27 protein-coding genes are annotated in these 20,341 nt (G+C 64.4%); 8 read left to right on the top strand and 19 right to left on the bottom strand.

All coding sequences use genetic code 11. The features are described 5' to 3' along the window. Nucleotides 1-15: 15 nt before the first annotated feature. The 9 genes from MRBLMA1_RS15895 to MRBLMA1_RS15855 all read right to left on the bottom strand — a co-directional run bounded on the left by MRBLMA1_RS15895 (nucleotide 16) and on the right by MRBLMA1_RS15855 (nucleotide 6,999). Nucleotides 16-387, bottom strand: coding sequence for a HesB/IscA family protein (locus tag MRBLMA1_RS15895; RefSeq protein WP_363737974.1), 372 nt, complete (start codon nucleotides 385-387; stop codon nucleotides 16-18). Next, nucleotides 387-863, bottom strand: a complete 477-nt coding sequence (locus MRBLMA1_RS15890; protein ID WP_363737972.1) for an SUF system Fe-S cluster assembly protein — start codon at nucleotides 861-863, stop codon at nucleotides 387-389. The genes MRBLMA1_RS15895 and MRBLMA1_RS15890 overlap by 1 nt, the downstream gene beginning before the upstream one ends. Continuing rightward, the gene (locus tag MRBLMA1_RS15885) at nucleotides 856-2,067 is read right to left on the bottom strand and encodes a cysteine desulfurase (RefSeq protein ID WP_363737971.1); all 1,212 of its coding nucleotides are present in this window, start codon (nucleotides 2,065-2,067) and stop codon (nucleotides 856-858) included. Before MRBLMA1_RS15885 ends, MRBLMA1_RS15890 begins: the two co-directional genes overlap by 8 nt. Beyond that, entirely contained in the window at nucleotides 2,064-2,831 is a 768-nt protein-coding gene (locus tag MRBLMA1_RS15880; protein WP_363737970.1) for a SufD family Fe-S cluster assembly protein, read from the bottom strand. The genes MRBLMA1_RS15885 and MRBLMA1_RS15880 overlap by 4 nt, the downstream gene beginning before the upstream one ends. Further along, nucleotides 2,828-3,574 carry a Fe-S cluster assembly ATPase SufC gene (gene sufC / locus MRBLMA1_RS15875; RefSeq protein WP_363738231.1) on the bottom strand — a complete coding sequence of 249 codons (747 nt, stop codon included), beginning with the start codon at nucleotides 3,572-3,574 and terminating at the stop codon, nucleotides 2,828-2,830. Before sufC ends, MRBLMA1_RS15880 begins: the two co-directional genes overlap by 4 nt. Before the next feature lie 17 nt (nucleotides 3,575-3,591). After that, entirely contained in the window at nucleotides 3,592-4,047 is a 456-nt protein-coding gene (locus MRBLMA1_RS15870; RefSeq protein ID WP_363737969.1) for a hypothetical protein, read from the bottom strand. Nucleotides 4,048-4,079: 32 nt separating this feature from the next. Continuing rightward, nucleotides 4,080-5,564, bottom strand: a complete 1,485-nt coding sequence (gene sufB / locus MRBLMA1_RS15865) for a Fe-S cluster assembly protein SufB (protein ID WP_363737967.1) — start codon at nucleotides 5,562-5,564, stop codon at nucleotides 4,080-4,082. Continuing rightward, entirely contained in the window at nucleotides 5,561-5,971 is a 411-nt protein-coding gene (locus MRBLMA1_RS15860; protein WP_133653261.1) for an RrF2 family transcriptional regulator, read from the bottom strand. Before MRBLMA1_RS15860 ends, sufB begins: the two co-directional genes overlap by 4 nt. Before the next feature lie 197 nt (nucleotides 5,972-6,168). Then, nucleotides 6,169-6,999 (bottom strand): helix-turn-helix domain-containing protein, encoded by an 831-nt coding sequence (locus tag MRBLMA1_RS15855; protein WP_363738229.1) that lies wholly within the window; start codon nucleotides 6,997-6,999, stop codon nucleotides 6,169-6,171. Between the two features lie 472 nt (nucleotides 7,000-7,471). On the opposite strand from MRBLMA1_RS15855, the gene MRBLMA1_RS15850 reads away from it, so the two are divergent. Together MRBLMA1_RS15850 and ggt are read left to right on the top strand one after the other, a co-directional pair. After that, nucleotides 7,472-8,521 (top strand): quinone-dependent dihydroorotate dehydrogenase, encoded by a 1,050-nt coding sequence (locus MRBLMA1_RS15850; RefSeq protein WP_363737965.1) that lies wholly within the window; start codon nucleotides 7,472-7,474, stop codon nucleotides 8,519-8,521. 188 nt (nucleotides 8,522-8,709) lie between these two features. Further along, complete coding sequence (ggt, locus tag MRBLMA1_RS15845) at nucleotides 8,710-10,410, top strand: gamma-glutamyltransferase (RefSeq protein ID WP_363737963.1); 1,701 nt, start codon at nucleotides 8,710-8,712, stop codon at nucleotides 10,408-10,410. 34 nt (nucleotides 10,411-10,444) lie between these two features. On the opposite strand, the gene MRBLMA1_RS15840 is transcribed toward ggt, so the two are convergent. The 9 genes from MRBLMA1_RS15840 to MRBLMA1_RS15800 form a co-directional block, all read right to left on the bottom strand. Continuing rightward, nucleotides 10,445-10,939 (bottom strand): hypothetical protein, encoded by a 495-nt coding sequence (locus MRBLMA1_RS15840; RefSeq protein ID WP_363737961.1) that lies wholly within the window; start codon nucleotides 10,937-10,939, stop codon nucleotides 10,445-10,447. Nucleotides 10,940-11,008: 69 nt separating this feature from the next. Further along, nucleotides 11,009-11,437: a SufE family protein gene (locus MRBLMA1_RS15835; protein ID WP_363737959.1), complete on the bottom strand. Its 429-nt coding sequence runs from the start codon at nucleotides 11,435-11,437 to the stop codon at nucleotides 11,009-11,011. Between the two features lie 90 nt (nucleotides 11,438-11,527). Further along, on the bottom strand, nucleotides 11,528-11,761 hold the full coding sequence (locus MRBLMA1_RS15830) for a hypothetical protein (RefSeq protein WP_363737958.1): 234 nt from the start codon (nucleotides 11,759-11,761) through the stop codon (nucleotides 11,528-11,530). Between the two features lie 30 nt (nucleotides 11,762-11,791). Beyond that, nucleotides 11,792-12,043 (bottom strand): hypothetical protein, encoded by a 252-nt coding sequence (locus MRBLMA1_RS15825; RefSeq protein WP_133653255.1) that lies wholly within the window; start codon nucleotides 12,041-12,043, stop codon nucleotides 11,792-11,794. Between the two features lie 29 nt (nucleotides 12,044-12,072). Further along, nucleotides 12,073-12,396: a hypothetical protein gene (locus MRBLMA1_RS15820; protein WP_363737955.1), complete on the bottom strand. Its 324-nt coding sequence runs from the start codon at nucleotides 12,394-12,396 to the stop codon at nucleotides 12,073-12,075. Nucleotides 12,397-12,518: 122 nt separating this feature from the next. After that, entirely contained in the window at nucleotides 12,519-12,899 is a 381-nt protein-coding gene (gene pspC, locus MRBLMA1_RS15815) for an envelope stress response membrane protein PspC (protein ID WP_363737954.1), read from the bottom strand. Nucleotide 12,900: 1 nt separating this feature from the next. Beyond that, the gene (gene pspB, locus MRBLMA1_RS15810; protein WP_133653252.1) at nucleotides 12,901-13,182 is read right to left on the bottom strand and encodes an envelope stress response membrane protein PspB; all 282 of its coding nucleotides are present in this window, start codon (nucleotides 13,180-13,182) and stop codon (nucleotides 12,901-12,903) included. 3 nt (nucleotides 13,183-13,185) lie between these two features. Continuing rightward, nucleotides 13,186-13,866, bottom strand: coding sequence for a phage shock protein PspA (gene pspA / locus MRBLMA1_RS15805; protein ID WP_363737952.1), 681 nt, complete (start codon nucleotides 13,864-13,866; stop codon nucleotides 13,186-13,188). 39 nt (nucleotides 13,867-13,905) lie between these two features. After that, entirely contained in the window at nucleotides 13,906-14,079 is a 174-nt protein-coding gene (locus MRBLMA1_RS15800; protein WP_363737950.1) for a hypothetical protein, read from the bottom strand. A 176-nt stretch (nucleotides 14,080-14,255) separates the two neighbouring features. Between MRBLMA1_RS15800 and pspF the strand changes: the two genes are divergently transcribed. Beyond that, a complete protein-coding gene (gene pspF / locus MRBLMA1_RS15795) occupies nucleotides 14,256-15,278 on the top strand; it encodes a phage shock protein operon transcriptional activator (protein ID WP_363738227.1) in 1,023 nt (340 codons plus the stop codon). 13 nt (nucleotides 15,279-15,291) lie between these two features. Here the strand turns inward: pspF and MRBLMA1_RS15790 are convergent, their stop codons facing one another. Continuing rightward, entirely contained in the window at nucleotides 15,292-16,170 is an 879-nt protein-coding gene (locus MRBLMA1_RS15790) for a 3-hydroxybutyryl-CoA dehydrogenase (RefSeq protein ID WP_363737948.1), read from the bottom strand. Nucleotides 16,171-16,351: 181 nt separating this feature from the next. On the opposite strand from MRBLMA1_RS15790, the gene ybgC reads away from it, so the two are divergent. From ybgC to tolB, 5 genes are read left to right on the top strand one after another with little or no spacing between them, the layout of a single operon-like run. Continuing rightward, entirely contained in the window at nucleotides 16,352-16,822 is a 471-nt protein-coding gene (gene ybgC, locus MRBLMA1_RS15785) for a tol-pal system-associated acyl-CoA thioesterase (RefSeq protein WP_133653248.1), read from the top strand. Beyond that, a complete protein-coding gene (tolQ, locus tag MRBLMA1_RS15780) occupies nucleotides 16,819-17,538 on the top strand; it encodes a protein TolQ (RefSeq protein WP_363737946.1) in 720 nt (239 codons plus the stop codon). Before ybgC ends, tolQ begins: the two co-directional genes overlap by 4 nt. A gap of 31 nt (nucleotides 17,539-17,569) precedes the next feature. Continuing rightward, a complete protein-coding gene (gene tolR / locus MRBLMA1_RS15775; RefSeq protein WP_133653246.1) occupies nucleotides 17,570-18,037 on the top strand; it encodes a protein TolR in 468 nt (155 codons plus the stop codon). A gap of 18 nt (nucleotides 18,038-18,055) precedes the next feature. After that, a complete protein-coding gene (locus MRBLMA1_RS15770) occupies nucleotides 18,056-18,967 on the top strand; it encodes a TonB C-terminal domain-containing protein (RefSeq protein ID WP_363738225.1) in 912 nt (303 codons plus the stop codon). Next, complete coding sequence (gene tolB, locus MRBLMA1_RS15765) at nucleotides 18,964-20,313, top strand: Tol-Pal system beta propeller repeat protein TolB (RefSeq protein WP_414714771.1); 1,350 nt, start codon at nucleotides 18,964-18,966, stop codon at nucleotides 20,311-20,313. Before MRBLMA1_RS15770 ends, tolB begins: the two co-directional genes overlap by 4 nt. Nucleotides 20,314-20,341 lie beyond the last annotated feature (28 nt).

Genomic DNA, 20,341 nt, shown 5'->3' with positions numbered 1-20,341 from the left:
CGGCCGCTGGCCAAGTCAGACCGTGAAGCTCTCGCCGCAGCCGCAGCTACCCTTGGCATTGGGATTGTTGAAGACGAAACCGGCGGTGAAGTCATCCTCCACCCAGTCCATGGTCGATCCGACCAGATAGAGCACGGAGGCGCCGTCTATATAGAAGGTGCCGCCCGGCGTTTCGATCTTCTCGTCGAACTTGGCCTCCTCGTTCACATAATCGACCGAATAGGCAAGGCCGGAGCAGCCACGGCGCGGCGTCGACAGCTTGACCCCGATCGCGCCTTCGGGCGCCTGCGCCATCAGGTCGGCAATGCGCTGCTCGGCGCTCGCCGTCAGCACGACGGCGGCCGGACGGGCACGGATCTTTGTTTCGCCAGTGTGAGGAGGAGTCATCAGAGCATTCCCAGTTCGAGCTTGGCTTCGTCCGACATTTTCTGCGGATCCCACGGCGGATCCCAGACCAGGTTCACCTGCGCATCGCCCACGCCCGGCACCGCGCCGACACGCAATTCGACTTCGCCCGGCATGGATTCGGCCACCGGACAGTGCGGCGTGGTGAGCGTCATGGTGACGACGGCGTGGCCATCCTCCGTCACGTCGACGCCATAGACTAGGCCCAGATCATAGATGTTGACCGGGATTTCCGGGTCATAGATTTCCTTGAGCGCATCGATGATCGCATCATAGAGGCTGCCGCCCGGTTCGCCCCTGGGCATGTCGGCAGGCTTCTGCGCGAGGAAGCCGTCCAGATAGTCGCGCTGGCGCTGGCCGGAACCGGCCGCCTCCTCGACGCGCGCCTTCGGGGGCGTTTCCACCCCCTCGACCTCTTCCACCAGAATCTTGCGCTCTTCGCGATTCACTTCAGTCATTGGCGAAGATCTTCCTCACTCTTTCTATGCCCTTGACCAGCGCATCCACATCGCTTTCGTCGCTGTAGATGCCGAAGCTGGCCCGTGCCGTGGCCTCGACGCCCAAATGGCGCATCAGCGGCTGCGCACAATGATGCCCAGCCCGGATGGCGACGCCGGTTTCGTCCAATATGGTGCCGACATCGTGCGGATGCACCCCCTCCACCTCGAAGGAAAGAATGCCCGCCGAATCTTCCGGGCCGAACACGCGCACGCTGTTGAGGCTTTGCAGCGCGGTCCTGGCCTTCGCGACAAGCGCGCATTCATGGGCGTGGATCGCGTCCAGCCCAATGGCCTGCACATAGTCGATCGCCGCCGACAAACCGACAACGCCGGTGATATGCGGCGTCCCCGCCTCGAACCGGGTGGGCGCGGGGGCATAGGTGGTTTTTTCGAACGTCACCTTGTCGATCATCGATCCCCCGCCCTGATAGGGCGGCATGGCGTCGAGCAGGGCCTTTCGCCCCCAGAGCGCGCCGATGCCGGTGGGACCGTAGAGCTTGTGCGCGGAAAAGACGTAGAAATCGCAGTCCAGCGCCTGCACGTCTACGGCAAGGCGCGGCACGGCCTGGCAGCCGTCGATCAGGATCTTCGCGCCCACGCCATGCGCGATTTCGGCGGCACGGCGGACGTCGAGCACGCTGCCCAGCACATTCGACACATGGGCCAGCGCGACCATCCTGTGCGCGGGCGTGATCATCGCGGCCATGGCATCCAGATCGATCTTGCCGTCCGGGGTCAGCGGCACGACATCGATCCCGGCCCCGACTTTTTCGGCGACAATCTGCCACGGAACGATATTGCTGTGATGCTCCAGCATGGAGAGCAGGATGCGGTCGCCGGCCTTGAGCTGCGTCCCTGCCCAGCTTTGCGCGACCAGATTGATGCCTTCGGTCGCGCCGCGGACATAGACGATCTCGCTGTCCGACTGCGCGCCGATGAACTGCGCCACCTTCCGGCGCGCCGCCTCATAGGCAAGCGTCATATTCGCCGAACGTTCGTAGACGCCGCGATGGACCGTCGCATAGTCCGGGCCATAGGCGCGGGCGATGGCGTCGATCACGTCATGGGGCTTCTGCGCGGTCGCGGCGCTGTCCAGATAATGCCAGCTACCTACGCCGGGAAAGTCGTCCCTGAGCTGCAAAGCCTCGGCCAGATCGGTCATACCAGCCTCTCCAGCTTGGCGAGGGCGGCGGACTCAAGCCGGTCCTTGACCGCTTCGTCGGCCACATCGTCGAACACGCCCGCGACAAAGGCCTTGAGCAGCAGCGTCTTGGCGGTCGCCGGGTCCATGCCGCGGCTCGCCATGTAGAAGAGGGCCTGCTTGTCCAGTTCGCCCACCGTCGCGCCATGGGCGCATTTCACGTCGTCGGCGTAGATTTCCAGCTCCGGCTTGACATTGGCCGTGGCGGTGCGGTCGAGCAGCATCGCCTTCACCGACTGGAAGGCATCGGTGCGCTGCGCATCGCGGGCGACATTGATGCTGCCCAGATAGCTGCCGGTGGCGCGCTGGCCCAGGATCGAACGGATCGTCTGGCCGCTGGTCGCGTCCGGCTCGGCATGGGTGACGGAGGTGATGATCTCCAGCGTCTGCTCGCCGCTGCCGATGATCGCGCCGTTCAGTTCGAAATGCGCGCCCCGCCCCAGCGTCACGGTAAAGGCCACGCGACCGAATTTCCCGCCGATATTGAGGAGGTGGAAGTCGAGCCGAGCGCCGTCCGCGATGCTGATGACATAATCATGCACCGCCGCCGCGCCTTCGCCCGCATCCTGCAACAGATGATGGTGCGCAGTTTCTCCGGCCGCGACATCGATGTGCGTCGGCGCGGGCGTCGGCCAGATGGCCGCCAGCGCATCAAGGTCGCTGTAGCGCCATTCCTCGGCCCTTCTTGTAGGGAGGGGGCGTGCGGCAAGGGAGAGCGTGGTCACGCCGCAACCACCTCCGCATAACCCTCGCGCTCCAGTTCCAGCGCCAGTTCCGGGCCGCCGGACTTGACGATCCGGCCAGCGGCAAGGACGTGCACGAAGTCCGGCTTCACATAGTCGAGCAGGCGCTGATAATGGGTGATCAGCAGCACCGCCTTGTCGGGCTTGCGCATGATGGCGTTGATGCCGGCGCCCACGATCTTGAGCGCGTCGATGTCGAGGCCGGAGTCGGTTTCATCGAGGATCGCCAGCTTGGGATCGAGAATGCCCATCTGCACCATTTCAGCGCGCTTCTTCTCGCCGCCGGAAAAGCCGACATTCACCGGACGCTTCAGCATTTCCATGTCGAGGCCGAGGAGAGCCGCCTTTTCCTTGGCGAGCTTGATGAACTCGCCGCCCGACAACGGTTCCTGGCCGCATGCCTTGCGCTGGCTGTTGAGGCTCTCGCGCAGGAATTGCAGGTTGGAGACGCCGGGGATCTCGACCGGATATTGGAAGCCCAGGAACAGGCCGGCGGCGGCGCGCTCGTGCGGCTCCAAGCTGAACAAGTTCACACCGTTAAAAGAGGCATTGCCGCCGGTAACCTGATACCCTGGGCGGCCGCCCAGCGTATAGGCCAGCGTCGACTTGCCCGCGCCATTCGGCCCCATGATCGCGTGGATCTCGCCCGCCTTGATGGAGAGCGACAGGCCCTTCAGGATCGCCTTGCCGTCAATCTCGTTGGTGAGGTTCTCAATCGTCAGCATCATTCACACCCCAAAAATCAACGACCATGCGCGCGCTGGAGCGTCCGCGCGGTCCAGAAGGCCATGTCCCGCACGTCGCCCGGCGCGGGGAACAGCGTGTCGATATGGCGCTTGATCGGCATATAGGGCCACCAGTCGGCGCCGGGTTCGGGCGCGCCCTTTTCCAGCACGCCGGTCACGAATTCGGTCACCGGACCCATGCGGGCGAGATTGGGCGCCTTCGCCTTGTGGAAGGCCTTGTCGCTCTTCAGCTTCTCGGTGAAGGCTAGGTCGCCCGTCTCCAGCGCGGCGCGGCATTCGGCCTGATAGGCGTCGAGGTCGCCGAAATCCTTGGCGGCGCGGGCCTGAAGCTCGCCCTCTTCCAGCTCATAATCCTCGGTCAGGATGCGGATCGCGGCGGTCCATGCCTGACCATTTCCGACATCCTCCGCGAAATCGGCGAGGGCATCCTGAATATCGTCTTCGTCGCTCAAGAGTCTTGTCCTTGGTGTTCGTGTGGCAGGCCTCAGCCCACCGATCCTTCGAGAGAAATGCCGAGCAGCTTCTGCGCCTCGACGGCAAATTCCATCGGCAGTTGTTGCAGCACTTCGCGGGCAAAGCCGTTGACGATCAGGCTGACCGCCGCTTCCTGGTCCAGCCCGCGCTGCATCGCGTAGAAGAGCTGGTCGTCGGAAATCTTCGACGTCGTCGCCTCATGCTCGATCTGCGCCGAAGGGTTGCGCACCTCGATATAGGGGACGGTATGCGCCCCGCACTGGTCGCCCAGCAGCAGGCTGTCGCACTGGGTGAAGTTGCGCACGCCCTCCGCGCCCGGCGCGACGCGGACGAGGCCGCGATAGGTGTTGTTGGAGCGCCCCGCGCTGATCCCCTTCGACACGATGGTCGAGCGCGACCCCTTGCCATTATGGATCATCTTGGTGCCGGTGTCGGCCTGCTGCATATTGTTGGTCAGCGCCACCGAGTAGAATTCGCCGACGCTGTTCTCGCCATTGAGAACGCAGGACGGATATTTCCAGGTGATCGCGCTGCCGGTTTCCACCTGCGTCCACGAAACCTTGCTGTTGCGCCCCTGGCAGAGTGCCCGCTTGGTCACGAAATTATAGATGCCGCCCTTGCCGTTCTCGTCGCCCGGATACCAGTTCTGGACGGTCGAATATTTGATCTCCGCATCGTCCAGCGCGACCAGTTCGACCACGGCGGCGTGTAGCTGGTTCTCGTCACGCATAGGCGCAGTGCAGCCTTCGAGATAGCTCACATAGCTGCCCTCGTCCGCGACGATCAGCGTGCGTTCGAACTGCCCGGTATTCTCCGCATTGATGCGGAAATAGGTGGAAAGCTCCATCGGGCAGCGCACGCCCTTGGGGATGTAGACGAAGGTGCCGTCGGAAAAGACCGCGCAGTTGAGCGTCGCGAAATAATTGTCGTGCATCGGCACGACCTTGCCCAGCCACTTCTTTACCAGATCGGGATATTCACGCACCGCTTCGCTGATGGAGCGGAAGATGACGCCGGCTTCCTCCAGTTCCTTGCGGAAGGTGGTGGCGACCGAAACGCTGTCGAACACCGCGTCGACCGCGACCTTGCGGCTGCCCTTCACCCCGGCCAGCACTTCCTGTTCGGCAATGGGAATGCCCAGCTTCTGATAGGTCGCCAAAATCTCCGGATCGACCTGATCCAGCGAGTCCAGTTCGATCTTCTTCTTCGGCTCCGCGTAATAATAGGCGTCCTGATAGTCGATCGGCGGAATGTTGAGCTTGGCCCAGTCCGGCGCCTCCATCCCCTGCCACATGGCGAAGGCCTTGAGCCGCCATTCCAGCAGCCATTCCGGCTCCTTCTTCTTGGCGGAAATGAAGCGGACCGTGTCTTCGTTCAGCCCCTTGGGCGCGAAATCCTGTTCGATGGCGGAGGACCAGCCATGCTCGTAGGTGGAGGCGCGATCGGCCGCCTCATGCGCTTCACGGTTGCGGACGGTGGTGGTTTCCTCGGTCATGCCATTTCTCGGGTAAGGCTAGCGATGGTGACGCTCGCGAGCGCCGATCGGATCGCATTGTTCGCGACGTTCATATGCGGCCGGACGCGGCAATCCTGCTCCAGCGTGCAGTCATGGGCGCCCATTTCGGTACAGGCGGTCATGGCGATCGGGCCTTCCACCGCCTCCACCACATCGGCCAGCGTGATCGCGGCGGGCGGGCGGGCAAGGCGCACGCCGCCGCCTGTCCCCCGGCTCGATTCGAGCAGACCCGCGGCCGACAGCCGGCTCACCAGCTTCTGCGCGGTGGGCAGGGGAATGCCGGTTTCGGCCGAAAGTGTGGTCGCGTTCATCCTGGCCGCGCCGCAATGGCGGGCGGCGGCGGACATCAGCACCACGGCATAATCTGCGAAACTCGAAAGCCTCATGACCCTGCGTCTTGCGAACCATTCTCAAATCGGATCGAATCAATCCGATTGGCATGTGGTCCCGGCAGAGGCGGGAATCAAGGCATTTTTGCTGATGGATGAGGTTTAGAGCGGGTTTCGATCTGATTGAATCATATCGCCGCTCCGGATTCCTTGTTTGCCGCGATTTCTTAACCAGCGATCGCTTGGAAATCGCTCTAGCTGAAACGGTTGATCACGGCGACGTCTCCACCCAGCGAGCGGCGCAGCAGGGTGAGCTGCGCCACCGCGCTCGGCTCTGTCTGCAACTGGTGCGGGGTCAGGCCGATGAAATGCTTGATCTCCCGAATGAAATGCGACTGGTCATAGAAACGCCCGTCGTCGCACAGCGCCTGCCAGCTTTCATGGTCCAGCGCGATCCGCGCGCTGCACCGCAGCGCCCGATATTTGCGCGCCAGCAGCTTGGGCGGGCAGCCATAATATTTGTTGGTGAGCCGGGCGAGCTGGCGTGGCGAAAGGCCGGTGATGTCGGCCAGCGTCTCGATCCGCGGAGAACCTTCATCCATCAGCCAGCCGTCCACCGCCTTCAGCAGCCGCCATGTCGAATCCGACAGGGGAACAAGACGTTCCGACAGGAATGACCAGCAGAGCGTGGCCATCTCCTCCGCATCGTCGGTGGCGCGGAGTTGCTCCAGCAATTGCCGGTAGCCGGGAAGGTCGACCATCTCCTGCAGCCGATCGGTGAGAATGCTGGCATCCCCCCCATGCAACGCGATCCAGCCCGCAGGGAGCAGCGAAATACCGACCACGCGGCCCGGCCCCGTCAGTTCAAAGCGAGTCGCCCCCATGGTCGGGCCCAACAGGCAGACTTCCGGCGTCGGCACTATCGTTCCATCATGGAAATGATAGTCGCCGCTGTTGTCCAGCATGAAACGAAGCTGCGGCACATCGGCACGGGTCACGTCGGAATAATGTTCCGCCGTTTCGGTGAAGATGTAGAGCGAACCGAAATAGGCGTTGAGCTGGTCGGGTGGCGCGAAATAGCGCAACCGTACCGCTCCCTGAGCCGCGTCGACTGTATAGGACAGCGGCGCATGACCATCTTTCGCCTTGATATTCAACGCCCCCCCGGACGTCTCGCTGTCATGCGGCCCCATATTATCACCCCGGTGATGCAATATGCTCCATCGGCGTGAAGGTGCAAGGGTTATGCGTGGCGGAAATGCGCTTTCCACCATGCCGGGCCCGTCAATGAATGTCGCAGGGCAGGGAAAAAACGACCCGGCGGTTTTCACCGCCGGGTCAGGAAAAGGTCTCGTCAGCCATATGGCCTAGAGCCTTCGGGTCGCAGGACTCTCTTACGTCCGAATCGCTGAAACTTTATTGGATGGATCGGACATTGGTCGAACCAAAACGGGACGAATCCCAAGGAATTTTGTTAAGAAATGTCATTCCGTCCTTACTGTTGCCGCGCTGCAACAGCGACTCGACCTGTGCGCTTTGCGATGGCATAGCGCCGCCATGTCCTATCGCCTGATCCGCCCCCTGTTTTTCGCGCTGGATGCCGAGCGCGCCCACCATCTGTCGATCAGATTGCTGCGCCTGATGCCGGTGCCGCCCGCGCTCGAACCCGATCCGATGCTGGGCCAGACGGTGGCGGGCATCACCTTTCCCAATCCGGTGGGCCTGGCGGCAGGTTATGACAAGGAGGGGCTGGTCGCGCACAAGATGCACGGGCTGGGCTTCGGCTTTACCGAACTGGGAACGCTGACGCCCCTGCCGCAGAAGGGCAATCCCCTGCCCCGGCTGTTCCGGCTGGCCGAGGACCGGGCGGTCGTCAACCGCATGGGCTTCAACAATGGCGGCCAGGCGGCAGCGGCTGAGCGAATCGCGAAGCGCAGGCGGCCCGGCAGGAACGGACAAAACCCGGTGATCGGCATCAATATCGGGGCCAACAAGGACGCGACCGATCGGATCGCGGACTATGCCACGGGCGTGACCTGCATGGCGCCCCTGGCCGACTATCTGACGGTCAATATCTCGTCGCCCAACACGCCGGGACTGCGCGCGCTTCAGGACCGGGCCGCGCTGGACCAATTGCTGGGCGCGGTCATGGCGGCGCGGGGGACGAATCGGACGCCCATCTTCCTGAAGGTGGCCCCGGACCTGGAGCCCGCCGATATCGAGGATATTGCCGACGCCTGCATCGACCACCGGATCGACGCGCTGATCGTGTCCAACACCACCATATCCCGGCCTTCGCTGCGGTCGCCGCTCGCCGGGGAGGCGGGCGGCCTGTCGGGCGCCCCGCTGCACGATCTGGCGCTGCAAAGGCTGCGCGACTTTCGGCGCGTGCTGGGCACTCGCCTGCCGCTGATCGGCGTGGGCGGCATCGCCACGGCGGAACAGGCCTATGCCCGCATCCGCGCCGGTGCGAGCCTGATCCAGCTTTACAGCGCGCTGGTCTATGAGGGGCCTTATCTCGCCCGGCGGATCAATAGCGGCATCAAGGCGCTGATGGCGCGCGACGGGGTGAGGAATATCAGCGAGATAGTGGGTATCGACGCCTGATTCGTCCAGCGGGTTGCGGAGCGCAATACAGCGATCGAGCGCGCTATCGGTTCCGATCGCCTGGAAATCGCTCTGGAGCGCGTTGCGCTGAATCCGAGTCACGCAGCGCGCTCTATGCTTTTGATGTCGCATCGTTTTCGCGCAAAACCGGTTCCCACTTTTGCGCACGATGCTCTAGGGTACCCGACATGACCTTTCGCCTTTTCGGCCTGCTGGCTCCCTTCGCTCTTTATGCCCTTTCCCCCTCCCCGCTGGCCGCGCGGGAGCCGGTCGCGGTCAACGCCACCGTGTCCGCCGCCGATCCGCGCGCGGCGGAGGCAGGGCAGGAGATATTGCGCAGGGGCGGCAGCGCCACCGACGCCGCCATCGCCATGATGCTGACGCTGAATGTCGTGGAACCGCATAACAGCGGTATCGGCGGGGGCGGATTCCTGATGCATCATGACGGGCGGACCGGCGTGCTGGAATCGATCGACGGGCGGGAGACCGCGCCGGCGGCGGCGCGGCCCGATCGCTTCATGGGCGCGGACGGCAAGCCCCTCTCCTTCCGCGATGCCTGGCCAGGCGGCTATTCCGTCGGCGTGCCCGGCAATGTCCGCCTTGCCTGGGAGGCGCACCGCAAATGGGGCAAGCTGCGCTGGGCCGAACTGTTTCAGCCGGCCATCAGACTGGCCGAACAGGGGTTCGAGGTGCGCCAGCGACTGGACACGGCGATGAAGGCGGTTGCGCCGGTGTGGGCTGATTTTCCCGAGATCCAGAAATATTTCTGGATCGACGGCAAACCTGCGCCGATGGGCACGATCCTCAAGAATCCGTCGCTCGCCGCCCTGTTCAGGCGGATCGCGGCGGAGGGGCCGGACGCCTTCTATCTGGGCGACAATGCGCGCATGATCGCGGACACGGTCAGCAAGGCGCCGAAAAATCCCGTGCCGATGACGGAGGCCGACCTCGCGGCCTATCAGGCCAAGCCGCGCAAGCCGGTTTGCGGGCCTTATCACGGATATACGATATGCGGCATGGGACCGGCCTCGGCGGGCGGCATCACCGTATTGCAGGTGCTGGGCATGGTGGAACGCTTTCCGCTGGCCAAGTGGGGCAAGGACGATCCCCGGTCCTGGCATGTCATCGGGGAAGCGATGCAGCTCGCCTATGCCGACAGGGACAACTGGCTGGGCGATCCGGAATTCGTGTCCGTGCCGATCGCCGGGTTGATCGATCCCGGCTATCTCCGGCAGAGGTCGGCGCTGATCAGCATGGGCAGGACGCTGAACGACTATCGCCCCGGCACGCCGCCGGGTGCGGAAAAGCGCACCGCAGCCCTGCCCCAGCCCGAATCGGGCACCAGCCATTTCGTCGCGGTGGACCGCAATGGCGACATCGCTGCCTGGACCTCCACCATAGAGAGCTTTTTCGGCAGCCAGCTCGTCGCCAATGGCGTGATCCTGAACAATGAACTGACCGATTTCAGCTTCACCCCCGAAAAGGACGGCGCGCCCGTCGCCAACCGGGTCGAACCGGGCAAGCGGCCGCTGTCGTCCATGTCCCCCACCATCGTCTATGATGCGGCGGGAACCCCGGTCTTCACCATCGGCGCGGCGGGCGGCAGGACCATCATCATGCAGGTCGCCAAGGCGCTGATCGCGCATTTCGACTGGGGCCTGTCGGCGCAGGATTCGATCGCGCTGGGGTTCGAGTTCTTCGACCGGGACGGGCTGGTGCTGGAACAGGGCACATCGCTGGAGGCGATGAAGGCGCCGCTGGAGAAGCTGGGGCACAAGGTGTCGATCAGACGCTTCGGCCTGAAAGCCAATGCGGCGGAGCGCACGGCCGACGGCCATTGGGTGGGCGGCGCCGATCCGCGCAGTCCGGGCGTGTCGTTGCAGGAGTGAAGCCCTGTTGGAACGCGCCGTGCTCCTGCGGCGGCTACACTTTCAGGTTCAGGCCCGCGACGTTGAACTGGAAGGGAAAGCTCTTGTCCTTCGGCCCCACCACCAGGTTCACCTTGATCGTCCGGCTGTCCTTGATCGCGTCATAGGCCTTGGCCGCGGGCAGGACTTCGATACCGTCCTGGTTCTCGGTCATCCGGCCTTTCCATTCATGCGTCTTGCCGTCGTCCGTGACGGCCGTGACCTCGCAGTCCGACAGGTCGCAGGTGAAGGGTGCGCCGACCAGCTTGACCGTGACATCCGCCCCGCCTTCCTGCAGCGGCTGGACCAGCAGCACGCCGAACGTATCGGCGGCGGTCATGGTCTGGACCGTGTTGGCGCTGCCGATATAGGCGACCCTGGCCTTTCCGCCCTCGCCGCCTTCATATTTCCAGGCCTGTCCGATCTGGTCGCGCTGCGTCGGCCCCTTGTCGTCGGAGGATGAGCAGGCGGCGATCAGCCCCAGGGCGGCAAGCACCGCTATCGATCGCATCGCTTTTCTCCTTCTGTCCGTTTCGTTGGCGGAAGGAGAACGCATGGCGCCGGCGGGGTTTCCCTCCGCTCAGCTATAGCGGGCGGCAGTATCCCGGATCAGCGCGATCATGTTGGGAATGCCCTGCGTCCGGTTGGAACTCAACTGGTTGCGCAGGTCGAAGGGGGCGAGCGCGGTTTCGATATCCGTCCCGGCAATGGCGGCAGGCGACTGATCCTGCACGGTGAGGAGGACGAGCGCGATGATCCCCTTGGTGATGGCGGCGTTGCTGTCCGCCAGGAAATGGAGCCGCTTGCCCCTGGCGGAATCGGCGTCGATCACGGTGGGATAGACCCATACCGCCGCCGAACAGCCGCGAACCAGCGTGGCGTCGGTCTTGAGCGCGTCGGGCATCGGCTCCAGTGCCTTGCCCAGGTCGATGAGCAGGCGGTAGCGGTCGTCAGCGTCGAGGAATTCATATTCTTCGACCAGATCGGCAAGGACGGGCAATTGGGTCATGGCCGCCCATATAGGGTGAAATTCAAGCGGGGAAAGCTCTTCCCGCTGCCGTCCCCCTCCCGCCGGGCGGGAGGAGGAAATCGGCCTTTTTCAGATATCCACGCCCGCGGCTATGGCTTCCAGCTTGCGGATGCGTTCCTTGAGGTCGGCAACCTCGATCCGGGTCGCGGTGGAGGGCGGCGCTGCCCCCTCCGTCCCGCGGGCGAGTTCCGCGCGCTTAAGGTCCAGCCAGCCATTCCAGCCCCGCAAGGCCGCGGCGGTGACGATGATGAGTCCCGACAGACCCGCAATCGCCAATGTCAAAGTGTTGAGGGGGTCCTGCATATCGTCCTCCCTGTGATGATGATGCCCGCGTCAGTCGCGGTCCCGGAGCTTGTCGAATTCGCGCTCCAGGGCAGTGCTGCTGTCCGTCGCCAGCCGTTCCAGAACGGCGACCCGGTCCTTCAGCGCCTTCACCTCCGCCCGGAGCCGCTCGGCTTCCGGATCGGGTCCGCGCTGGACCAATTCTTCGCCCTTGTGGCGGCGAACGATGCCATATTTGGCGCGAACGACGCTGGCGACGGCTGCTATGGCGACGATGGCGACGACCATTTCAAACGGATTCATGATTTTTTCCCTTGCTGAGCCTGGGGCCGTCAGTTGGCGGGACCGCGCAGACGCTCGATTTCCCTGTTCAGTGAGTGACTTTCATCGGTGACGATGCGCTCGACCACGACCATCCTGTCCTTCATCGATCCGATTTCGGCGCGTAGCTGGGCATTTTCCTGGCTCAGCAGGCTGATCCGTTCCATCGCCTCATTGCCTGCCTGCGGATAGATGGCCTGGCCCCATGCCCCGTCCAGCGGATAGCCATGCTTGATCCGCAGCCAGGTGGTGACGATCCAGCCGCCCACACCGATCCCGGTGCAGATCACGATCAGCGGTGCGAGTTGCGCAACCAACGCAAATTGTTCCGACATGGCAAACCTCCCTCGCTACCCGCAGGTGCGGCATATCAGATGTTGAATTTCTCAGACAAAATGCCGATTTTTCGACAGACCCCCAAGCCCGTTCGATAAACGGCGTGGGCCACGCGATTCCGTCAGCGCAGGTTGTCGATCTCATCGGCGAGCCGGGTGTTACGGCTGGTATAATAAGTTTCGATATCGGCCAGGCGACGGTCGATGTCGCGGAACTTGGACCGCACATCGCGGGTCGAGCGTGCTGGATTGGTGCGAACGCCCTGCCAGAATTTCTCGTCATCCCGGTCGGCATAGAGGCCCGCCGGCTTGTTCTCCGCAAAATAGGCCACGATGAAATAGGCGATCAGCGTCCAGGGAAAGGCCCCCATCAGCGTCACCAGCACGGCACCGACGCGAACCCACAGCACGTCGATCCCGCTATAGTCGGCTATGCCGGCGCATACGCCCATCCATTTGCCGTTCTGCTTGTCGAGATAGAATTTGGTGCGACGGGCAGCCATCTCAGTTCCTCCTGTGGGGATATTGGCGGTCGAAGTCATAATCCTCGTCCTGCGAAGGACCGGCGGGACGGAAATCGGGGTTGTCGGCGGCGACGATCCGTTCGACGGTCTGAAGCCGCTCCTCCAGCCGCCGGGCGAGCAGGTGAAGCTCGTCCAGCAGCTTCTCGTCCTCATCGGTGATCTTGGGGGCCTGCTTCCACTTGGTGACATAGTGGAAGATCAGCCAGGGCATGCCGATAAACAGCATGCCGCAGATCATGAGGGGCAGGAACACGTCCTCCATGCGTCATTCTCCCCTGTTTGTACCGGCGTTCATCGACGCCTTCAGCGCGGCCAGTTCGGCGTCGACCTTGTCGGACGTCTTGAGCTCCGCGATCTCCTCCTCCAGCGTCTTGGGCTGGTTGCCTAGGCTCAGGGCGTCGGCGCGGCCTTCGGCCATGTCGACCCGGCGCTCCAGCATGTCGAAGCGGGCAAAGGCGTCGTTCACCTTCTCGCCGGCATAGGCTTCGCGCAGGCGCAGGCGGTTCTGGGCGCTTTCCATGCGCGTGACCAGGCTGTTCTGGCGCGCGCGGGCCTCGCGCAGCTTGCCCTGCAACTTGGCGATGTCCTCTTCGGAGGCGCGCAGCGCTTCGTCCAGCACCTCGATCTCATGGGAAAGCTGCTCCGCCATGTCGACCGCCTTCTGCTTTTCCACCAGCGCGGCCTTGGCCAGATCCTCGCGGTCCTTGCTGAGCGCGAGCTGGGCCTTTTCCGTCCAGCTGTCCTGCAGGCCCTGGAGCTTGGCGATGTGACGCCGCATTTCCTTCTGGTCGGCGATGGTGCGGGCGGCGGAGGCGCGCACCTCGACCAGTGTTTCCTCCATTTCGAGGATGATCATGCGGATCATCTTCGCCGGGTCTTCCGCCCGGTCGAGCAGGTCGGTGACATTGGCGGCGATGATGTCGCGGGTGCGGGAGAAAATACCCATTTGAACTTCACTCCTGGTACGAACGTGTCGGGGCGAGCCTTACGCCAGATAGTGCAAGGCTGCGGGGCATTCCGGGTTCGCGATCATCGGGACTTCGCTGGCGCGGGCAGGGCCTACCGCCGAAAGGATCAGGGTCGATCCGAACAGGACGGAGGCGATGGCGACGGACAGGAACTGACCGATTTCGCGGACGCTGTTGCTTTGCTTTTCCATGATAAACTCCTGAACCTTGGCCTTCATATGCGTGCCGCTCGATAGGTCAGCGGCTTCGCTTTCCAACTTTGCAGAAGCCGTGCCAATTTCCGGAAATGGCAGAATTTCGCGGTTTTTTACGATCGTGCAAGAATAGGACTTGCCGAAATATGGGAATTTTCACCATAAGTTGGGGCATGGAGAAAAACACCCAGTTCGTCGGCCAGTCGCTGGCCTTTCTCGATGCGGTCGAGCAGGCCGGACGGGCGGCGGAACTCAACCGGCCGGTACTGGTCATCGGGGAGCGCGGCACCGGCAAGGAACTGATCGCGGAGCGCCTTCACCATCTTTCGCCCCGCTGGGACGAACCGCTGATCGTCATGAACTGCGCGGCGCTGCCGGAAACGCTGATCGAGGCGGAATTGTTCGGCCATGAACAGGGCGCCTTCACCGGCGCGGCGCGGGCGCGGGCGGGACGGTTCGAAGAGGCCGATCGCGGCACACTGTTCCTGGACGAGCTGGGCACGCTTTCCATGGCGGCGCAGGAGCGGCTGCTGCGCGTCATCGAATATGGCGAGGTGACGCGGATCGGCGCGTCGAAGCCGCTGACGGTCGACGTGCGCATCGTCGCGGCGACCAATGAGAACCTGCCCGCCGCTGCCGATGCCGGGCGGTTCCGGCCCGACCTGCTGGACCGGCTGAGCTTCGAGGTGATCACCCTGCCCCCGTTGCGGGCGCGGGAGGGGGATGTCGCGGTGCTCGCCAATCATTTCGGGCGGCGCATGGCGGCGGAGATCGGCTGGCCGCAATGGCCGGGCTTTTCCGCCGCCTGCATGGCCGAGCTGGAGGCCCATTACTGGCCGGGCAATGTACGCGAACTGCGCAATGTGGTGGAGCGCGCGGTCTATCGCTGGAACGAGCCGGGGCGGCCGGTCGCGGCGATCGTGTTCGATCCCTTCGCCTCGCCCTGGAAACCCCAGCCGCTGATGCCGGTGCAGGTCGTGGCGGAGGGTCGGACCATGGGCTCACCAGCTCCCGTCGCCAACGGCCATGACGCGATCACGGACCTCAAATCCGCCGTGGATGCGCATGAGGCGGCCATCGTCCGCGCGGCGCTGGAGCGCTTTCGCTACAACCAGCGGGCGACGGCGAAGGGGCTGGGGCTGACCTATGACCAGCTTCGCCATTGCATGAAGAAGCATGGGTTGAGCGCGGGGTAGCCCAACCCCCACATCACCGCGTCGGCACCGGCTCCGCACCGGAATAGTCGTAGAAGCCCTTGCCGGTCTTCCGGCCCAGCCAGCCGGCCTCGACATATTTCACCAGCAACGGCGCAGGGCGATATTTGGGGTCGCCGGTCGTGTCCTGCAGCACCTTGCAGATTTCCAGGCAGGTATCGAGACCGACGAAATCCGCCAGCGTCAGCGGCCCCATGGGATGGTTGAGGCCCAGCATCACGCCCTTGTCGATGTCGGTCACGCTGCCGACGCCCTCACCCAGCGCGAACATCGCTTCGTTGAGCATCGGCAACAGGATGCGGTTCACCACGAAGCCGGGCGCGTCGAAGGCATGGACCACCTGCTTGCCCAGGCTGGCGGCGAAGGCCTCGACCGCGGTCACCGTTTCCGCGCTGGTGGCAAGGCCGCGAATGACCTCGACCAGCGCCATCACCGGCACCGGGTTGAAGAAATGCACGCCAACGAACCGGCTTGCGTCGGGCGCCGCCTGCGCCAGCCGGGTGATCGGGATGGAGGAGGTGTTGGACGCCAGGATCGCGTCGGGCGCCAGCAGCGCGCCGACATTGCCGAAGATGGCGCGCTTGATCTCCTCCCGCTCGGTCGCGGCTTCGATCACCAGCTGACAGGCGGCCAGTGGTGCGATTTCGCCCACCGGCGTGATCCGGGCGATGGCGGCGTCGGCATCGGCCTGCGCCAGCTTGCCCTTTTCGACCGCACGGCCAAGCTGGCGGATGATGCTGTCGCGGCCCTTCTGCGCGCGGGGCAGGTCGATGTCGGACAGGATGACCTCATAGCCCGCCTGCGCCGCCACCTGCGCGATGCCCGCGCCCATCTGGCCCGCGCCGATCACCCCCACGGTCCGAATATCCGTCATGGTCGAAACCCTCCTGCACTGAATCCTCTTCGCCCGCCCCCGTAGCGCCATGACAGGCGGGCTGCCAGTGCTTCCGCGCAACGTCAAAGCGGACGGAAAGCCCCGTGCGGGAGGCGGAGCGCCGATCTTTCTGCGATTTCCCGCTTTGCGCAGCGCCTGCTTGATGGTTAAAAGCCCCGGCATGTCCGTTTCAGACCTGCTGCCCGCGCCGGCGACCGGAAGGTTCATCGCCGCCGTGCATCACTTTCCGCTGCGCGTCTATTTCGAGGACACCGATCTGTCCGGCCTTGTCTATCATGCCAATTATCTGCGCTATATGGAACGGGCCCGATCGGACATGCTGCGCATTGCCGGGATCGACCAGCGCGCCAATCTGGAGGGTGGAGAGGGCGTCTATGCCGTCACCGACCTTCAGCTCCACTATCGCCGCCCCGCCCGGCTGGACGATGAGCTGATGGTCGTGAGCCGCGTCACGAAAGTCGGCGCGGCTTCATGTTCCATTCATCAGACGGTCATGCGCGATGAGGAAATATTGACCCAGGGCGATGTTTCCGTCGCCTTCCTGACACCCCAGGGCCGCCCGCGCCGGCAACCAAAGCCCTGGACCGACATTTTCAGCCGTTTGATGAGAGGGGAAGACATCAACCCATGAGCCTTTCGATGCCCGACGTTGGCCTTGCGGTCGGCAATGCCGCGCAAGCTGCCACCATTTCGCCGCTGGCCCTGTTCCTTCAGGCCGACATCGTCGTGAAGGTGGTGATGCTGGGCCTGCTGCTGGCCAGCATCTGGACCTGGGCGATGATCATCGGCTTCAGCTTCACCCTGCGCAAGGCCAGCCGGCAAAGCCGCGCCTTCGAACAGGATTTCTGGAAGGCGGAGGATATCGACCGCTTCTATGAAGGCCGCGGCAAGGCGGAGTTCCCGGCCGCCAAGGTGATGGCCGCCGGCGTCACCGAATGGCGCCGGTCGACCGCGCAGAAGGTGATCGATCGCGAGGGGACGCGCGATCGGCTGTCCACCGCCATGTCGAGCACGATCGCTGCGGAAATGGACCGGCTGTCGGACCGGCTCAACATTCTCGCCACGATCGGTTCGGTCGCCCCCTTTGTCGGGCTGTTCGGCACGGTGTGGGGGATCATGCGGGCCTTCACCAGCATCGCGGCGGAACAGAACAGCAGCCTGGCGGTCGTTGCGCCCGGCATTGCCGAGGCGCTGTTCGCCACCGCCATCGGCCTGTTCGCGGCGATCCCGGCGGTGATCGCCTACAACCGCTTCAGCCATGGCATCAACCGCATGGAATCGGGGCTGACCCGCTTTGCCGACGGCTTCTATTCGACGCTGAGCCGCGAGCTGGAGGCGCAGCGGTGACGAAGGCCGGGATAAAGCGGGGGGCGATGTAATGGCCATGTCCGGGCCTCCTTCCAGCCGTCGCGGACGCGGTCGCGCGCCGATGGCGGACATCAACGTGACGCCGCTGGTCGACGTCATGCTGGTGCTGCTGATCATCTTCATGGTCACAGCGCCCTTGCTGGTGACGGGCGTGCCGGTGAACCTGCCCGAAACCCGCGCCAAGGGGCTGGACCAGGACCAGAAGCCCACCGTGGTCTCGATCGACCGCGACGGCGGCGTCTTCATCGACGACGCGCAGATCAGCGACGCCGAACTGCCCGGCCGCCTGGCCGAGATCATGTCCGCCAATGCCGGCAAGGCTGAACCGCCGCAGATCTTTCTGCGCGCCGACAAGGGGCTGGACTATGGCCGGGTGATGCTCGTCATGGGCGAGCTGAACCGCGCGGGACTCAACAAGGTCGCGCTGGTCAGCACCGGCACCGAGGACAGGTCCGCTGTCAGCAGCGGTTCAGAATAGGGGCCATAGGTCTTGGCGATGGATCGTGCGGAGAAAATCGGCCTTGGCGTGGCAACGGCGGGACATGTCCTGCTGTTCGGCCTGCTTTCGTCCGGCTTTCTGGCTACCCCTAACCCCCTGAAGCTCAATTCGCCGCCGATGGACGTCAGCCTGGTGGATGAGGTCGCGCTGAAATCAACGGCACCGCAGGTGTCGACCGCCCCCCCACCCCCCAGCGTCGCGCCGGAACAGGGCCCGACCGAGGACGCCGCGCCCGCGCCGGAACCCGAACCGGCGCCACGACCCGAACCAAGCCCGGCGCCGCCGGCTCCCCGTCCGGCTCCACCCAAGCAGGCGGCCAAGCCTGCACCGCCCAAACCCGCGCCCGCACCCCCGAAGAAGGATGTGCCGGCCGCCAAGCCGAAGCCCAAGCCGGCGGCAGAAAAGCCCGCACCGGCCAAGGCATCGCAGAAGCCCGCGGCCAAGCCCAAGTCCGATGCGTCCGCGCGCGCCTCCGGCCAGGGCAAGGCGGACAAGCCCAAGGGATCGCTGCTGGGCAAGGACTTCCTGAAGGGCATCGACACCGAGGACGACGCCCCGCGCAAGCCCGCGCCGCCACCGGCAGCCGCCATGGGGCCGGCGCAGAAGGCCGCGCTGGACGCGGAAATCCGTCGCCAGCTCAAGCCCTATTGGAAATCCCCCAGCGGCGCGGATATCGAGCAGCTTCGCACCTTCGTCGACGTGCAGCTTTCCCGCGACGGTTCGCTCCTGGGGCAGCCGCAGGTCGTCAACACCACCGGCATCACCGCCAGCAACCGCACCCAGGTGACGTTGCATCAGGAACTGGCGGTCAAGGCGATCCGCCTCGCCGCGCCTTTCAAGCTGCCACCCGCTTTGTATGATGGCTGGAAATCCCTCCGCATCTCCTTCGACAAGAGGCTATCGCAATGACCCCATCCTTCAGGACAGGAAAGGCCCGCGCCACGTTCGGGGCCATGCTGGGGGCGCTGCTGCTGGCGCTCGCGCCCGCCGCTTCGGCGCAGCTCAGCGTCGATGTGACGGACGAATCCTCCTCCAACCTCAAGATCGTGGTCCCTGCCCTGCCGGCGCAGGCGGAGGTTTCCACGCCCGCAGGCGGTTCGACCGAGCTGGGCCGCAAGATCGCCGAGGTGATCGCGGCCGACCTCAAGGGGTCGGGCCTGTTCGATCCCTCCGGCCCTGCCGGCATTCCGGCGATCGCCTTTCCCGAAGTGACCAATCCCGTCTATGACAAATGGGGCGCCTATCAGGCGCTGGTGCAGGGTTTCGTGCGCACGACGGGAGGCGAGGCGGACATCACCGTCGGCTGCTATCTCTACGACGTGGCGCTGAAGCAGGAACTGACCCGGCAGGGCTATGTCGTGGCGCCGCGGGACTGGCGGCGGGCCGCGCATAAATGCGCCGACGCCATCTATGCGCGCCTTTCGGGCGAGAGCCCCTTCTTCGACAGCCGCATCGCCTATATCGCGGAGAGCGGCCCCAAGGGGAACCGCACCAAGCGCCTCGCCATCATGGATTCGGACGGGGCAAACCACCGCTTCATCACCAATGGCCAGTCGATCGCGCTGACGCCGCGCTTTTCGCCCGACTACAAGTCGATCGTCTATGTGAGCTACCTCAACAACCGCGTGCGCATCTATATCTATGACATCGGCACGGGGCGGCAGCGGCTGGTGACGGAAAGCAACAATCCCACCTTCGCGCCGCGCTGGTCGCCGGATGGCCGCAACATCCTTTTCTCCATGGCGATCGCGGGCAACACCGACATCTATCGCATTTCCGCCAGCGGCGGCGCGCCGGTGCGCCTGACCACGGCGCCGGGCATCGATGTGGGCGGCAGCTATTCCCCCGACGGCCGCCAGATCGTGTTCGAAAGCGACCGTTCCGGCAGCCAGCAGATCTATGTGATGAACGCCGACGGTTCGGGCCAGCACCGGATCAGCCATGGCGGTGGCCGCTATGCGACGCCGGAATGGAGCCCGCGTGGCGACCTGATCGCCTTCACCAAGATTTCCGGCGACTTCAAGATCGCGGTCATGACGCCGACGGGTGACAATGAGCGCATCCTGACCAATGGATGGCAGGACGAGCAGCCGAGCTGGTCGCCCAATGGCCGCGTGCTGCAATTCTTCCGCACCACGCCCGGCCGGGAAGGCAGCAGCCAGGTGTGGCAGGTCGACCTGACCGGCGTGAACGAACGGCGCATACCCACGCCGCTCAGCGGGTCGGACCCGGCCTGGGGGCCCTTGCTGCCCTAGGACGCCGACATATGCTGATTCGCATCAT

This window comes from Sphingobium sp. LMA1-1-1.1, from assembly GCF_040676365.1.
GTDB lineage: Bacteria > Pseudomonadota > Alphaproteobacteria > Sphingomonadales > Sphingomonadaceae > Sphingobium.
This window is presented reverse-complemented; position numbering and strand designations above follow the sequence as displayed.